The sequence below is a fragment of the Paracoccus sp. BR5-17 genome (genome assembly GCF_055693925.1).
This window is the reverse complement of record NZ_JBVFUV010000002.1, coordinates 100,197-115,000: the sequence shown is the minus strand read 5'-3', so window position 1 is coordinate 115,000 and position 14,804 is coordinate 100,197. Positions and strand designations below refer to the sequence as shown.

The following is a 14,804-nucleotide window of genomic DNA, read 5'->3' as shown; positions in this document are numbered from 1 at the left end:
TGTGGACTCAGCGAAATTGAACTGTCTGTGAAGATGCAGACTTCCCGCGGTTAGACGGAAAGACCCCATGCACCTTTACTCCAACTTCGCACTGGCATCAGGATTGCGATGTGCAGGATAGGCGGTAGGCTTTGAAGCGGGGACGCCAGTTCCCGTGGAGCCGCCCTTGAGATACCGCCCTTCGCTGTTCTGATGTCTAACCGCGGCCCGTCATCCGGGTCCGGGACCCTGCGTGGTGGGGAGTTTGACTGGGGCGGTCGCCTCCCAAACAGTAACGGAGGCGCGCGAAGGTTGGCTCAGAGCGGTCGGAAATCGCTCGTTGAGTGCAATGGCAGAAGCCAGCCTGACTGCAAGACTGACACGTCGAGCAGAGTCGAAAGACGGCCATAGTGATCCGGTGGTCCCGAGTGGAAGGGCCATCGCTCAACGGATAAAAGGTACGCTGGGGATAACAGGCTGATGATGCCCAAGAGTCCATATCGACGGCATCGTTTGGCACCTCGATGTCGGCTCATCTCATCCTGGGGCTGGAGCAGGTCCCAAGGGTATGGCTGTTCGCCATTTAAAGAGGTACGTGAGCTGGGTTTAGAACGTCGTGAGACAGTTCGGTCCCTATCTGCCGTGGGTGTTGGAGACTTGAGAGGAGTTGCCCCTAGTACGAGAGGACCGGGGTGAACGTTCCACTGGTGGACCTGTTGTCGTGCCAACGGCAGTGCAGGGTAGCTATGAACGGACAGGATAAACGCTGAAGGCATCTAAGCGTGAAGCCCCCCTCGAAACAAGGTCTCCCTTGAGAGCCGTGGAAGACCACCACGTCGATAGGCCGGAGGTGTAAGCGTGGCAACACGTTCAGCTGACCGGTACTAATGGCTCGATAGGCTTGATTTGATCCGGAAGAAGGCAGACCCTTCCTCCCCGCATCCTTGGACAACACCATCCCGCACACCCCCAAAAGGGCGCGCGGGACAACGCTGAGCGTGTCTTTCCCGGTCTGGTGGCTACAGCCGCGAGCAAAACACCCGATCCCATCCCGAACTCGGCCGTTAAGTGCCGCGGCGCCGATGGTACTGCGTCTCAAGACGTGGGAGAGTAGGTCACCGCCAGACCTGGAAAGACACGCAACCCTCTCTGAAACGAGCCCGCCAAACATCCCTGCCGCGGGGTAGAGCAGCCCGGTAGCTCGTCAGGCTCATAACCTGAAGGTCACAGGTTCAAATCCTGTCCCCGCAACCAAATTTAGGGCGCTAAGTCAAAGACTTAGCGCCTTTTTGCTTTTTGGGCCCGTGTTGCAAAAGAACGCAACATGTACCCGCGGGATTTCAAAGGCTTACGGGGATTCCAGATTTGTCCGTGCGACACGGATGCGACACGGGATGAGCAAGGTGTTGACTGCACGTTCCGTCTAACGAAGGAAAGCCTCGCCTTTCTTGGCCCGCGCTATGGAGTATTCGACGATCCGGTCGATGACTCGGTCCGGAGTTTTCCACTTCATGACGAGCTTGCCCGGATCCATGCCATACTCGGCTACAATGTCCCGTAGCTGGTCGAGCGTCAGCGGCTCAAGCTTCGTCCGGAGCGCGTCCTCACCCTCTCGGGCCAGCGAAATTGGGTCGAGAATGGCAGCCGCGCGCCGGTGAGCGGATCGGCCCTTTTCCTCCTTCTCCGGCTTCGGTTCTAGGCCGAGGGCAGTTTCAAGCTCCTTGGCGAATTCCGGGTTCCGGTTGGCCTCCTCGATGACCACCTTCATCAAGTCTTGGAGTGTCTTCTTGAGCTTCATCTTTACGCACCCAACTTGGCCAATATCTCTTTGGTCAAATTCGAGAAGCTCTCGTGTAGCCCCTGATATCCCCACTTCTGTTTGAGTGTGGCGTAGTTCGCATGTTCCCCAGCGGCTGCGATCTGGTTCGCTTGTGGGATCCGCGTCTCGAATACGGGCGGCCAGTTCCTCGGCTCGGCATTGTGGTTCTGCTTGAGCTGCTTGATCATGTTGCCATGCACGTTCGAATTGGCTTGGTACTTCTGGATAACGATGCCGAGGGGCTCGATTGGCTCGGCGATCTCCTCGGCAAATTCACGCACGCGTTTGACGATCTGTGGGATGCCGTACGTAGATAGGATGTCTGGGATCGTGGGGATGATGAAACCCTGTGACATCCGCAGGCCGTTCTGCGTGATCTTGCCGAGGTTCGGTGGGCAGTCGACAATGACGACGTCATACTGCTCCACGATGTCCTTCACGGCACGCCACAGGATATCGAAGGGCCTGATCGCGCCGTACTTGCCGACCGGCGTGTTCACCAACTCATCCTGCACGTCGATCAGGTCCAGGCTTGAAGGAAGCAGGTCGATAGATCGCGCAGCAGAAACATCCGAGACGCGCTTCTGCAGAGTCTTCTCGAGGTCGAACTTCTTGCTCGAGGGGTCCAGCGCATCCTTGAATAGCTGAGCGAGCGTGTGACCTGCGTCGTTCAGTTCCCGCCAGCGCTCCTCACCAATCAGCATGGTGGTCGCGTTGGTCTGAGGGTCCAGGTCGATGACGAGAACCTTTTTGCCGAGTTCGCCAGAAAGCGTTTCGGCAAGCGCTACCGTCGTGGTGGTCTTTCCGACGCCGCCTTTCAAGTTGATGGTTGAAAACACGTGGGCCATTGGTATCCTCCTTCTCCTGAGCCAAGCACTGACGTGCGAGCGCTTGAACACAGGACCGGACGCGAGTTCGACGACTGGCTTTGGGAAGTCGGACATGCGGCTTCGCCAATTGGCTACCGCTTGCCGCGTCACCTTGGCCATGTCGGCAATCTCGTTGATGCCGACGAAGTCCTCATCCTCAGACACTTTGGGTGATCCTGTGAGCAACGTAAACAGGAAGTGTGTACGTTGTTCACGGAGCGCTTGTCAATCCTTCCGTCACGCCGCCGCCGTCGCCACCCCATCCAGCGGCATGGCGACGCTGGTGACGCCATTCCCCGCCGCCTCCACGGCAACGCCGATGGGGAAACGCCCCGCCGTCGGGGTGGTCACTTCCTTCGCCGTGTTGTCCCACGCCACGCGGCGCCGACGGCTAGGGGCCGCGGCGCTGGCCTTCGGCAGCTGGAACACGCCGGTGGTCGAGAGCTCGACCGGGTCGCCCTCGGCCGAGGAATAGGCAGCGATGCCGAAGATGCTGCCGACGATCAGCGCGTCGCCCGAGGCGATGCCGCCTGCGGGCGTCGTGACGCGGACGATGTGGCCGTTCTGAAGGTAGTTCTTCATCTCAGAGCCCTTTCGAGGATTGGATCCGGACGACCGAGACGCGGTCGGTCGCCCCTGCGATCTGCCGGTTGAGGTCCGCGAGCGCGGCGGCCATCTCGCCGTCGCTCGCGTAGGTGACGCGCTTGCCGTCGTATTCGACAGTCCGGACTCCTGGTAGCGCGCGGCCATCAGGGCGTCCCGCCAGGCGGTGAGCTGGGCGAGGTCGGCCATGCTCACGCCCCGGCGTTCATGAACCAGCCGCGATGGTCGATGAAGCCCGCGCCGAAATCGAGGATCACCCGGATCTCCACGCCGTCGACGTCCCAGCCCGAACGGCTCTCGACCTGCGGACCCTCGGCGCCCGAGAGATAGGCGAACTCCAGCCCGTCGATCTCGCCGGGGTCAGCGGTGACGTACCAGCGCGTGGCCGAGCTGAGGCGCGGTTCGACCACCAGAGACAGCGAGCCCGAGAACGGGTTCACGTCGGCCGCTGTCGCGGGCGCAATGCTCGCCAGCCACTTCTCGGCCGTGGTCTCAAGCGCGGGCGGGACCAGCAGGTTGCGGGGCGTCACGCGGATGGTGCGATCCTCGATGCCCTTCTGGGTGCGCAGCGCCAGCCGGGCCGCCGACAGCGTCGCATCCGAGATCGTCGCACCAGTGCCGGCCTTGTTGCCATGGTCGGCATGGAACAGGGTCTTGCCGTCCGACATGGTGGGGCCGTTGCCGCTGGCCGCCTCGAGGAGCGTAACGAGAATCCGCGCCTCGGTCTCGGCTGCGGCCTGGCCCATGCGGCGAGCGAGGTCCGAGAACGCGCCGAGGTCGTCGTTCACCAGCACCTGACGGGTGATGCCGATCTTCCGCGCCCAGGTCTCGACCTTGTAGGCCTCCCGTGCCTCAGCCATCGTGCCGGCCTTGATCTCGCCGTGCTCGTTGAGCTTCTCCAGAAGCGGCGCCTCGCCCAGCATGATCTTGTTCACCGCGCGGAAGTCCCGCGCCGTGGTCTGGCGGCCGAGGCGGCGGATGCCCGAGGGCGCGGCCTGGTAGGCGTCGCGCAGCACGCGGCCCACCGTGTCCCCGAGGATGATCGGGAAGTCCGAGGTGGTGTGCAGCGCGCGGGTGACGAGGCTCGCGGGCGAGAGCGCCATGGTGGACTCGCCGCGGAGCGTCAGCAGTTCCTTCGCCATGTCGACCGGGGTCGAGTAGGCGTAGCGCCGGGCGGGCTCGGAAAGCTCGTGGCGCGGATTGATCCGGGCATAGAGCGCCTCGCCCATCTGGCGGGCGCGCAGGGCGGGGTCGTCATGGGCTTCGCCCATCTCGACGCGGACCTGTTCGGTGCGGATCGCGGGCGCGCTGCGACTCGCCAGCGCCTCGAAGGCGGCGCGGCGGGCGGTGTCGGGATCGGCGCCTCGGTCGATCTGGCCGTCGATCCATGACTGGTCCAGCCCGGCGATGCGGGCGATTGAGCGGATCTCGGCGTTCGCCTCGGCGCGGCTTTCTTTCTGCCGTGCCTCGGGCGGGGCCGGGGTGGTGGTCGTGTCGGTCATCTCAGTCTCCATGCGGATATGGGCGCCGGGGTCGGCGGGCGTCGGCACCAGGGAAATCTCGTGGGGCGTCCAGCGCACCGCGGTCAGCACGCGCGCGCCGTTCTCGGTTGTCTCAGCCCACTCCTCGACCGAGTAGCCGACCGAGACGTGCCGCAGGATCCCCGCCAGCACGTCCTGCCAGACCGGCTCCACCTCGGGCCGGGCCGAGAACTGGATCAGCGCCGTGCCGCACTTGCTGTCGACAGCGGCGCTGCGGACGGAGCCGAGCACGTCGCGGACGGCGGTCTGGCGATGCGCGTCCAGAACGCTGGCGCCTTCGAGGCGGGACAGGTCGACCGCCTCGGGCGCGAGGCTCAGCCGCTCGACATACTGGCCCGCCATGTCACGGCGGCGCACGGGCGCGCCGGTGGACCAGACCACCTCGACAGTGCGGGCCTCCGCATTGGCGGTGGCGGGCGCGAGCGTCGCGCGTCGGGTCAGCAGCTCCATCGTCTCAGCCATCAGCAGCCTCCTTCTGCTGGGGCGCGCCGGTCTGGCCGAAAATCAGCCCCAGTCCATCTGCGCGCGCCTGATCGGCCGCAATCTCGGCATCCACCTGCTCGGCGTCGTAGCCCCGCTCGGAGATCGCCTGGGACCGGCTCTTGAGGCCCGCGCCGATCGCAAGGATCTCGGCCTCCACGTCCTTCTTGGGATCCACGTAGTCGAACTTTGGCGGCAGCCATTCGCAACCGAGATACGCCTCCGGGTTCCGGTCGAAGGCGCGTGCCGGAAGATCGCCGGTCAGCACCGCCAGCCGCACAAACCGCTCCCACACTGGGCGGCAGAACAGGTGCACAACCACGTTGTGCTGAAGCTGCTCGACACGGCGGCGGAACTCGATCAGGCCGGCGCGGATCGAGGAATAGGTGACGCCCTCGAGGTCGCCCGAGACCAGCTCGTAGGGCAGGCCGAGTCCGGCGGCGACGGCGCGCAGGTGGTTCTTCACGAAGGGCGCATAGGCGTCGTGCTCGGTAGGGTTGGAGAAGCGGATGTCGGTGCCGGGCGGCAGCGGGACCAGGCTGCCGGGTTCCATGCCGACGGTGAGAGCGCCGCCGGTGTTGGTGCCCGAAAGCCCGCCCGCCGTGCCGTCGGGATCGGTAATGAAGCCGGTGAACAACGCCGCCACCTTAGCCTTGACCAGCGCGGCGTCCTCGAACTGATCGAGTTCGTGCAGCCGCAACAGCACCGGCGCAAGCCAGGTGATCCCGCGCAGCTGGCCCGCCGCGAGCGGCTTGAACAGGTGCAGGCAATCGGCGGCGGGGACGCGGATCGGGTCCATGCGGAGAGACCCGAGAGGATCGCCCGAACGGGAGGACAAGATCCGGTAGGCGACCCGGCGACCGGCAGAGTCGAACTCGATGCCAGCGCGGATCCGCGCCCCGCCGCCGATCTCGCGGTGCAGGTCCATCGGAACCTGCTCGCGATCCAGAAGCTCGATTTGGAGGGGAAGAGCAGCGACGTCGCTGGCGACGCGGAGGCGGGCGAAGCTCTCGCCGCTCTCGACCATCGCGCGCACGGCCATCGCCTGCAACCCGTAGAAATCCGCCAGTCCGTCCGGGGCGGCGTGGCCGGTCCAGCGCAGCCATAGCGCCTGCAGCCGTTCGCGCACAACCGGGTCGGGATGGGTGGACTGCGGCTTGATCCCGGCGCCGACGACGTTGCCGACCAGACTGTCGACGGCCGCGGCGACCCACGGATTGTTCCGTGCATACCACCCAGCCCGGCGCGCTGCCGTGGTCGCGCCTGCGAGGATCGCCCCGTTCAGCCCGTCGACCGTTCGGGCGCCTTCCCAACGCCGCCCGCCACCCGCAGCATCGAAGCCGCGAGCGCGCGCGCGGCCGATAAGACGATGGAGAAAGGTCCGCATGGGCGACAGAATCACCCGAAAACGGACCCTCAAGCTATTGGGAATGTTTGGGAATAGCTGTCTTCGACCTGATATCCTCGAGCCCAACCACGCCTTGAATCAGTTCATGAATCCTCTATGGTGAAAAACAGAACATGAAATCTAGACTGGGTATGAAACATGGCGAACCAGGCAGCGGAAGCTGATCAAAAGCGGCTCTTCCAAGAAATCCGCAACTTTCTTGCGGGACGCATGCTTGGAGCTACGCGAGATCAAACGCTGCTTGAAGAGGTCATGAAGTGCCTTTTCACGCGAAAGAGGATGCTTCTCGATGGCCTAGAGACGGGGTCGTCCAAACTCGACGACCTCGCGCTTGCCAAGCTCTATCGATCGAACTTCATCGGCGTCCCGGGCATCTTCGAGCGCGACGACCAAATACTGCTCGACCCTGTCGCACTGCGATTTGTTGATGACCGAATAGCTCGGATTGACCTTTTCGCATCAGATCGTGACCCAGTCGGAGATCTCTATGAGACATTCATGGGAGCAGCTGTGAGGGGGCAGGAAGGGCAATTCTTCACTCCACAGAACGCAGGCAGATGGCTGGTTGAAGCGCTCGACCCCTCTTCGGGAGAGCGTGTCATCGACCCCGCTTGCGGTGCTGGTGGCTTCCTTGTTTGGGCCGCGCAGCATGCTTCCGGTCTGAGCCTTGTGGGGGTCGAAAAGGACGATTATCTCGCTGCGCTAGCCCGCGCGCGCACATCAATCATTGGCGCGCAGGCAGAAATCCATTGCGCAAACAGTCTGTCGTTTGAAAACGGTTCACCCGAGAGCAAGCTTGAACGGGAAATCATTGGAGAATTCGACGTTGTATTGGCAAATCCCCCTTTCGGCAAGAATATCCGCAGTGTTTCAGAGGAAATACAGCGCAAGTTTGAGCTTGGTTATAAATGGCGTAAGCAAGGGCAGGACTTCATACGCACGTCTCAATTGGCACCAAAGGTCCCGCCCCAAGTTCTATTTATTGAGAGGATCGTTTCGGTTCTGAAGGACGGCGGTCGTGCTGGTATCGTCGTCCCAGAGAGTATGCTCGCGAGCCGCTCCTATGGCCATGTTGTGCAATACCTAAGAGAGCATTCGCGCATTAAGGCTGTCGTGGGGATGCCCGAGGCCTTGTTCAAGTCCTCAGGTAAGGGTGGCACGCACACGAAGACTTCTTTGCTTATTTTTGAGAAGGGCAAGAAGCAGACACACGTTTTCATGGCTGAAGCGAAATGGTGCGGCCATGATTCCCGCGGGCGCCCTATTCCGAAAGACGATCTGCCGCGCATTTTGGAGGACTACCGTGCGGGAGCGCGCGCAGAGCTTGAGATGTCGTATCGATTGCCGGCCAAGGAAATCTCGAAGAATATCCTCTCGCCTCGATACCACGAGCCAACGGCAGAAGTTTTCAAGTCGGAGCTTGGCGAAACGCACGACTTCGTCCTTATCAGTGATCTCATCGAAGATGGAGTACTTGAGGTCCGAACGGGTAACGAAGTTGGTAAGTTGGCGTACGGGACGGGCAGTATTCCATTCGTACGAACTTCTGATATGTCCAATTGGGAGATCAAGATCGATCCCAAGCATTGTGTCTCAGAAGAGACCTACAATTCACTTCGCGTTCAACAGGATGTTCGGCGCGGGGACATTTTGATGGTCAGGGACGGAACTTATTTGATCGGCAGTAGTGCTATTGTAACGTCTTACGACGAAAAGATCGTTTATCAGAGTCATATACTTAAGATTAGGTCTCTGGACCATGATCGGCTTTCACCGTTCCTGCTTTTGGCGTTGCTTTCATCTGATCCTGTTCAAAAGCAAATTCGTGCGAAGACGTTCACCCAGGATATCATTGATCTCGCTGGGCAATCGGCTCGGAGAAATATTTCTTCCGATCCCCAAGAGTCAGGAATTGCAGCGGGAGATCGTAAAAATGGTGGAGCGGGTCATCATTGACCGGGTCGAGGCTCGTGAGCTGTCCCGTAGGGCCAAGATGATGGTTGTCGATCCTACGCTTTCCGTTCAGACTTCAGGATCCACGACATCGGAAGCTGCGCTGCTCGCCTCACCAGTGATATGAATCTCGCCGAGTTCGAAATAGCGCCCAATAAGTTTGACAAAGTAAATGCGCGATTGTCGAAGCGTCATGTTGCCTTGGATGAGATTGCTTCGGTAGGTCCTCCACCCAACATTGTCAGGGCGATGCTTCGGCTTCAACGTTGGGTCTTCGTGTCCGATGTGGAAGCTCGAGTGCCCATGGACTGGGTTTAGGCCTTCCGCCACGAGGTCATTGAAGTCGAACCGTTCGAGTAGCAGACTGTCGCGGAACGTCCCAGACTGGATCTGGTGACCAAGATAGTGCTCTTCGCAGATATGCTTGAGGTCAGGGCCAAGGTCCTTGATTTCTTGGGAGACCCGGGTCAGCACCGTTGGCATCTCGGGGGCATTGTCGAAGCAGAATATCTGAGCAGCGAGCTTTACAAAGATTATTTTGCAGTCAGTTTCAGTTCCGTATTGAGGATGTCCCGGATCCAGGGACCAGCGAGAATCGCGATTGGTTGCGTACTCGCCAGTGACTTTCCGGCCGGTGCGTAGGGCTTTAGTCTTGATGGACGATACCGTTTTTGAATGTAGCCCTGCAGCCCGTAAGGCTGCGCCCATGGCTTCAAAGTGCTTCTCAACTTCGGGTAGGTCTGGATACACGCCGATTCCACACTGCTCATGTTTCTCGAGGGCAGGGTATCGGCAACGGGGTTCAGCGTCACTACCCCACAGCGCGAGTTGTGTGGCCCACTAGGTGCCGTACAGCCACCGTGAACGTATCGGGGCCGGTCTCACTGTAGAAGTGACTTCGCTTGCTGTGGCGACCCCCTCCACCTCCTCGTTCAGCCTGAGCCCCATGCTGATCAGGCCGTGCAGGGCGGCGTGGGCGTAGACGAAGGTGTCGAGGGCCTCGTTGCGCTCGCCGTCGCGCTTGGGCTGCCAGGAGCGAATGGGGCGTCCGCGCTCGAAGCGGGTGACGATCCGTTCGGCGGTCAGCTGGCGGAAGTAGTCGGCATCGAGGCGGCGGGGGAAGTGGATCGCGCCGGGGCCGGGCTCGGTCAGCCGCAGGCGGGCATAGACGGCGTCCTTCACCGCGTCCACGCCGACGATGAAGAGCGGGATCTTGCCCTTGTTCGTGCGGGTCGGGCGTCGCGGCCAGACCGGGATGCCGGGCCCGCCGCGGCCCTTGATCGCCCAGATGCGACGGGCGAGGCGGGTGCGGCAGAACTCGTAGGCCATCTTGGTGTGGTGGCCGCCGGTGTCGATGGCGGCCGCGCGCACGGGCAGGTCGAGCCCCGCGGGATGCGGGAAGGTCGCCTGCAGCACCATGTCCAAATCGGACCAGAGGCGCGGCCCGGACGGGTCGCCCCAGAGCACGCGGTAGTCGATCACCCACGCCTCCTCGTCTCGGCCCCAGCCGAGGATCTGCACCTCGATCCGGTCGCCCTGCACGTCGACGCCCGCGGTGAGCGCGGCGACGGAGGCGGGCAGCGCCTCGCCCCAGTCCTCGCGCCGGGCCATCAGCGGATCGGCGGGAACGGTGTCGCCTGCCTGGTCCTCCCAGGATTCGCCCAGCTTGGTGTTGACCCAGACCTGCAGCCGGGGCGGATCCTTGCGAACGCGGCCATGCTCGGCGGCGATCTCGGCCCATGTCTCCCACGGGGAATAGAGCGCGGAGAGATGGAAGCCCGCAGTGCGGCCGTCGCCTTGGGCCGTCGCGCGCCACTCGCCCGCGGCCAGCAGGCGAGGCTTCTCGTGATCGTGGTGGATGCCGCCGCAGGCCTCGCAGACCAGGTAGGCCGCGTCGCGGCGCCCCTCAGGCCAGCGGATGCGCGCCCAAGTGATCGGGGCCATGTCGCCGCAATGCAGGCAGGGGACGCGATAGAAGCGCCGGTCGCTGTGCTCGAAGGCGGCCTCGATGCGGGAATGGCCCTTCAGCGTGGGGGTCGAGACCATGTAGATCTTGCGTCGTCCCCGAAAGGTGGTGGTGCGCTGGATCGCCAGATCGACGGGATCGCCTTCGCCATCGGCATCGCCGGGATAGCCGTCGACCTCGTCCAGGAACAGGTAGCGGACGGGCGTGGACCGCAGGCCAACGGCGCTGTTTGCACCCGTCATTACGAGCTGACCGCCGGGGAAGGATTTTCGGAACAGGCTGTTCCCGGCGTCGCGGGACCTCGGGGCCGATACCAGATCGCGCAGAGCAGGCGTTGCCTCGATCAGCGGATCGATGCGGACGGTCGTGTTCCGGCGCACCATGTCGAGCGAGGGCATGACCAGCATGGCAATGCCGGGCGCGTTCTGGATGATGTAGCCGAGCCAATTGAGCCCGACCTCAGAGCCACCTGTCTGCGCGCCCTTCATCAGCACGACGCGCTCGTAGGGGCTGGCGGTCGAGAGCGCGTCCATCACCTCGCGCAGATAGGGCGTGCGATCTGTGCGCCAGCGCCCCGGCTCGGCCGAGGTCGGCGGCAGAATGCGATGCCGGTCGGCCCAGTCGGAGACCGGGATCGGCGGTTCGGGGCGGATGCCGCGCCGCCAGGCGAGGTCGATGTCAGGCACCATCGCCAAAACTCCCGAGCGGCAGGTCGGCCAGGTGTTCGAGATGTTCCCGCATCATCCGGTCGAGGGCGGCGAAGGTGGCGCGGGGATCGGCGCTGAGCTCGGCCGCCAGCAGCGGCGCGCTGCGCTGGACCCATGCGAGATGCGCGTCGCGTTCGGCACGGGCGCGCGCGAAGACCGTGCGGGTGGCGGCGGCGGTCTCGACCAGCTGGCCCTGTTCGCGCTCGAACGCGAGCTTGGCGCGCTGGACCTTCACGATCTCATGCAGCCGCTTGGCCTCGGCCAGCGTCGTCGCCGCGCGGGTCGGGCTGGCGGCGCCGCCCTTGTTTCGCCGCGCCGGGTCGAGGTTGTCCTCGATCCAGGCGAGCCCAATCGCCACGTCGATCCGCCCGTCCGCGCGCACCGGCAGCCCCTCGGCGACCAGTTGCGAGATGCGGCCCTTGGTCAGCCCGACGCGGGCGGCGAAGGTGGTCTTGGTTTCGGCGCTGTCGAGTTTAGTCATTTCCGCCCCCCGACGCTGGCGGGCCAATGCGCTGCGCGTCCCCACATACGGATCGGCGCAGGAGGAACCGCCCGGCCTTCCCAACGGTTCGGATGTTTCCACGCCCCGTCCCGCGCCCTGCCGCCCGTTCCCGATCCATCTGGTTAGGTTGGGTGGGTTGGGTGAGGTGATCCCGGCCCATCCCCGTAGGTGTCACGTCACACGCGTGGTTCGTGGCGTCATGTCGGCACGGTGGCTGTGCCACGTCACCGACAGTTTCGGTGACAAACATTGTTCCCGGCTGGAAGCACCTAACCCAACCCACCCAACCTAACCGGGCAATCCGGGACGGATCGTTACGCATTGGCAGCCCTCCGGAACGGATCAGAACCATCGGGGATCGGGGTGGCGTCGCCGGTCACGATGTCCAACTGCCAGCGCGCCCGGTTGCCGGTGGTGCCCGCCGCGATGATGCGGTGGCCCGCGACGATGCGGTTCTGATGCTGCGATAGCCATTTGCCCAGCCGCGTGCCGTTGATCGCGCCGCCTTCGCCCGCGACGCGCAGCAGGGCCTCGCGGAACTCGGGGTTCACGAACTCGGCCTTGCCGAACATCTGGGTCTGCTGGGCGGCGGCCCGCTCGATGATCTCGCGGACGGTGACGCGGTCGGTGCCGATCACCGATCGCCATTCCTCCAGTGCCGCCGTCAGCGCCTCCAGCTTCGGGTCAGCGCCGCGCATATCCTCCATCGTCTCGCAGGGGTCGGCCTCGCCCAGCCAGATCAGCGCGTCGCGCACCCATCCCGACCAGGCGGTGAAGGAGCCGAGCGGCACGGTCTGCGATGGGCGGCCCGCGATGTGGAAGGCGCGCAGGATGGTAAGACCCGCTGTGACATAGTCGCCGCGCTGCGCCGCCACGAGGGCGAGGGGATCAAGGTCGAAGGCGCGCAACTCGGGCCGTTCCACCCCGGCATCCAGCGTGGCCCGGATGGCGCGGCGGGTCATGTCGCCCTCGAGGGTCAGGTTGTTGCCGGTGGCGAAGACGGCGGCGTTGCTCGGCACCTCGGCGTTGACAGACTTGCCGAGGATGCGGACCTTGAGGCTGGTCTGGGTGAGGGTCTGGCACAGGAGCTCGCCGCCCAGCGGTTCCTCGCAATTGTCGATGGCGATCAGTACGTCGCCCGCGATGAGCGCCGCGCCCAGTCGCTTCTCCATCTCCTCCTCGGACTTGCCTTGTGCGATGACCGGCGCGGGACGGGCGGTGGCGATCTGGCTTGCCAGGTCGACCAGCATGGATTTGCCCGTCCCGGCCGTCGGCGCGTTGAAACCATGCAGCGGCGCGGTCGGCAAAGACCGGCGGATCAGCGCGGTGAGGATCCCGGAGAGCGCGACCGAGCGGTCCGCGTCCGTGACGAACGGGAAGGTCGAGATCAGATCCTTGAGGAAGGCGAGCGCGCGAAGGGCCGTGGCCTGGTCGGGATCGCGCGGCAGGGCGGGGAAGCGCACGTCCTGCGGGTCGAACAGCAGCCCGGTCTGCGCGTCATAGCCGGGCAGATCTAGGATCGAGCCCTCAGGCCGCAGGGTCGGGCAGTTGATGATCCCGGTCAGCACCGGCAGGCGCCACTGGCCCTCGCGCGCCAGGAAGGTTTCCGCGATCCTGTGCGGGCAGTCGGTGCTGAGCCACTCGCCCTCGCGCTTGTCGAACCGCTTCCAGTTGGCGGCGCGGGTGAAGGCCTCGGCCATGTGGTGCGCCTTCACGTCCACCAGCCGGGGCGCGTCGACAGTGCGCCCATCCGAGACCGCCACCGGCACCATCGCCGGGCGCACCACCATGCTGCCTCGCTGATAGTAGCCGAGCCCCGCCTGCATCAGCGCGCCCTCGGCCTTGTCGACGGCCCGGTGCAGGAAGCCCGCGAAGATGCGGATCACCGGGCGGCCGTCTCCGTCGTCATCGTCGGCATCCTGGCCGTCTGGAATACGAGCGCGCGAGGTTCGCACCCGCTCCACCCGTTCCGCGCGCCAGCCGTTCTGCCGTGCGAGCCAGAACAGCGTGCCCACGGTCACGCTGCGCACGCTGGCGAAGCTGTCCCATTTCTCGGCGGTGTAGGCGGGATCGTTCTTCGACGCCTCAGCCGACCAGGTCTCCCACAGGCCGCGGCCATCGGGCCCGAGCGCCGCGTAGAGCGCGAGCCCGACCTTGATCCAGTCGTCGTAGGGCAGCTCGTCGTTGCGGATGTGGGCGACTGCTTCCTCGATCAGCGCGCGCGACGGGGCTTCCTTCTGCTTGAGCCCGGCGGCCTTGCGCCCATCGCGGTCGATCTCGCGCCGGTCGGCGGTGGTCTGGCCGCCCACCTTGCGCAGGTACTCCTCGGCCGCGGCGATGAAGGCCGCGCAGCGGTCCCGGCTGACGACCGGCAACTCGTGCAGCGGCACGTCGAGCGGCGAGCATTCGGGCCAGTGATAGGGCGCCTTCGTGTCGGGGTGGATGCCGAAAGCCACGAACTGCTGCCCGGTCGCCAGCACCTCGACCCGCGCCACCGTGCCGTCGAGCATGTGGAACTCGCTGGTCTGCACCTTGTCGAACGGCGCATCGGTGCGGAAGGCGAGCAGGATCTTCGGCGCGCGCCCGATCCGGGAGGCAGACGACATGCCGAGCATCTCGGCCGCGATGCCCGTCAGCCGGTGGGCATGGTCGCTGTTCAGCACGTCGATGTCGACGCCGACGAGCTCGCCGCAGAGCAGGCCGGTATTGGTGCAGTTGCGCTGCGCCTTCGTCCAGCGCGCGATCTCGGCTTCGTCGGCGCTGGCGCAGACCGTCTCCCAGCCCTTCATCATCGGCCGCTTGCCCGCGCCCTTCATCGCGACATGCGCACCCAGAACCGGGATCGGGCGATAGCCGTTGCGATGCAGCCGCAGGCGCAGTTCGGTCGGATCCTCGGGCATGGCCGGGGCGCTTGACGTCGCATCCGCAGTATCGGCGCAATTCGTGTCGATGGTCAGGGGGATGGGCTCGTCCATGG

General features: G+C 64.3%; 11 protein-coding genes, 1 tRNA gene and 2 rRNA genes (1 of these 14 only partly in view). 4 read left to right on the top strand and 10 right to left on the bottom strand.

Annotated elements, in window-relative coordinates; genetic code table 11:
• From ACZ1HC_RS00680 to ACZ1HC_RS00670, 3 genes are all read left to right on the top strand, one after another.
• Window positions 1-888: ribosomal RNA gene (locus tag ACZ1HC_RS00680) — 23S ribosomal RNA — on the top strand; it begins 1,946 nt to the left of the window's first position.
• Between the two features lie 102 nt (window positions 889-990).
• Window positions 991-1,106 (top strand): 5S ribosomal RNA (gene rrf, locus ACZ1HC_RS00675).
• A gap of 50 nt (window positions 1,107-1,156) precedes the next feature.
• Window positions 1,157-1,233: transfer RNA gene (locus ACZ1HC_RS00670), tRNA-Met, on the top strand.
• A gap of 169 nt (window positions 1,234-1,402) precedes the next feature.
• Here ACZ1HC_RS00670 and ACZ1HC_RS00665 read toward each other — a convergent pair.
• The 6 genes from ACZ1HC_RS00665 to ACZ1HC_RS00640 form a co-directional block, all read right to left on the bottom strand.
• Window positions 1,403-1,777 (bottom strand): hypothetical protein, encoded by a 375-nt coding sequence (locus ACZ1HC_RS00665; protein ID WP_472698301.1) that lies wholly within the window; start codon window positions 1,775-1,777, stop codon window positions 1,403-1,405.
• A gap of 2 nt (window positions 1,778-1,779) precedes the next feature.
• Window positions 1,780-2,832 carry a ParA family protein gene (locus tag ACZ1HC_RS00660; protein ID WP_472698300.1) on the bottom strand — a complete coding sequence of 351 codons (1,053 nt, stop codon included), beginning with the start codon at window positions 2,830-2,832 and terminating at the stop codon, window positions 1,780-1,782.
• 72 nt (window positions 2,833-2,904) lie between these two features.
• On the bottom strand, window positions 2,905-3,249 hold the full coding sequence (locus ACZ1HC_RS00655; protein WP_472698299.1) for a DUF2190 family protein: 345 nt from the start codon (window positions 3,247-3,249) through the stop codon (window positions 2,905-2,907).
• Window position 3,250: 1 nt separating this feature from the next.
• Window positions 3,251-3,343 carry a hypothetical protein gene (locus ACZ1HC_RS00650; RefSeq protein WP_472698298.1) on the bottom strand — a complete coding sequence of 31 codons (93 nt, stop codon included), beginning with the start codon at window positions 3,341-3,343 and terminating at the stop codon, window positions 3,251-3,253.
• Between the two features lie 118 nt (window positions 3,344-3,461).
• Complete coding sequence (locus ACZ1HC_RS00645; RefSeq protein ID WP_472698297.1) at window positions 3,462-5,273, bottom strand: prohead protease/major capsid protein fusion protein; 1,812 nt, start codon at window positions 5,271-5,273, stop codon at window positions 3,462-3,464.
• On the bottom strand, window positions 5,266-6,693 hold the full coding sequence (locus tag ACZ1HC_RS00640; protein WP_472698296.1) for a phage portal protein: 1,428 nt from the start codon (window positions 6,691-6,693) through the stop codon (window positions 5,266-5,268). The genes ACZ1HC_RS00645 and ACZ1HC_RS00640 overlap by 8 nt, the downstream gene beginning before the upstream one ends.
• A gap of 144 nt (window positions 6,694-6,837) precedes the next feature.
• Here ACZ1HC_RS00640 and ACZ1HC_RS00635 point away from each other — a divergent pair, with 144 nt between their 5' ends.
• On the top strand, window positions 6,838-8,655 hold the full coding sequence (locus ACZ1HC_RS00635; protein WP_472698295.1) for an N-6 DNA methylase: 1,818 nt from the start codon (window positions 6,838-6,840) through the stop codon (window positions 8,653-8,655).
• Between the two features lie 66 nt (window positions 8,656-8,721).
• Here ACZ1HC_RS00635 and ACZ1HC_RS00630 read toward each other — a convergent pair whose 3' ends face one another.
• The 4 genes from ACZ1HC_RS00630 to ACZ1HC_RS00615 form a co-directional block, all read right to left on the bottom strand.
• On the bottom strand, window positions 8,722-9,402 hold the full coding sequence (locus ACZ1HC_RS00630; protein ID WP_472698294.1) for a hypothetical protein: 681 nt from the start codon (window positions 9,400-9,402) through the stop codon (window positions 8,722-8,724).
• A 90-nt stretch (window positions 9,403-9,492) separates the two neighbouring features.
• Complete coding sequence (locus ACZ1HC_RS00625) at window positions 9,493-11,307, bottom strand: phage terminase large subunit family protein (protein WP_472698293.1); 1,815 nt, start codon at window positions 11,305-11,307, stop codon at window positions 9,493-9,495.
• On the bottom strand, window positions 11,297-11,806 hold the full coding sequence (locus ACZ1HC_RS00620; protein ID WP_472698292.1) for a hypothetical protein: 510 nt from the start codon (window positions 11,804-11,806) through the stop codon (window positions 11,297-11,299). The genes ACZ1HC_RS00625 and ACZ1HC_RS00620 overlap by 11 nt, the downstream gene beginning before the upstream one ends.
• A gap of 335 nt (window positions 11,807-12,141) precedes the next feature.
• Window positions 12,142-14,802 carry a PriCT-2 domain-containing protein gene (locus ACZ1HC_RS00615; protein WP_472698291.1) on the bottom strand — a complete coding sequence of 887 codons (2,661 nt, stop codon included), beginning with the start codon at window positions 14,800-14,802 and terminating at the stop codon, window positions 12,142-12,144.
• Between the last annotated feature and the right edge of the window lie 2 nt (window positions 14,803-14,804).

Excerpts from the sequence above, each read along its gene's own strand:
- ACZ1HC_RS00665 (WP_472698301.1), bottom strand. The coding sequence starts at position 1,777 with ATGAAGCTCAAGAAGACACTCCAAGACTTGATGAAGGTGGTCATCGAG.
- ACZ1HC_RS00615 (WP_472698291.1), bottom strand. The coding sequence starts at position 14,802 with ATGGACGAGCCCATCCCCCTGACCATCGACACGAATTGCGCCGATACT.
- ACZ1HC_RS00625 (WP_472698293.1), bottom strand. The coding sequence starts at position 11,307 with ATGGTGCCTGACATCGACCTCGCCTGGCGGCGCGGCATCCGCCCCGAA.
- ACZ1HC_RS00635 (WP_472698295.1), top strand. The coding sequence starts at position 6,838 with ATGGCGAACCAGGCAGCGGAAGCTGATCAAAAGCGGCTCTTCCAAGAA.
- ACZ1HC_RS00645 (WP_472698297.1), bottom strand. The coding sequence starts at position 5,273 with ATGGCTGAGACGATGGAGCTGCTGACCCGACGCGCGACGCTCGCGCCC.
- ACZ1HC_RS00655 (WP_472698299.1), bottom strand. The coding sequence starts at position 3,249 with ATGAAGAACTACCTTCAGAACGGCCACATCGTCCGCGTCACGACGCCC.
- ACZ1HC_RS00650 (WP_472698298.1), bottom strand. The coding sequence starts at position 3,343 with ATGGCCGCCGCGCTCGCGGACCTCAACCGGCAGATCGCAGGGGCGACC.
- ACZ1HC_RS00620 (WP_472698292.1), bottom strand. The coding sequence starts at position 11,806 with ATGACTAAACTCGACAGCGCCGAAACCAAGACCACCTTCGCCGCCCGC.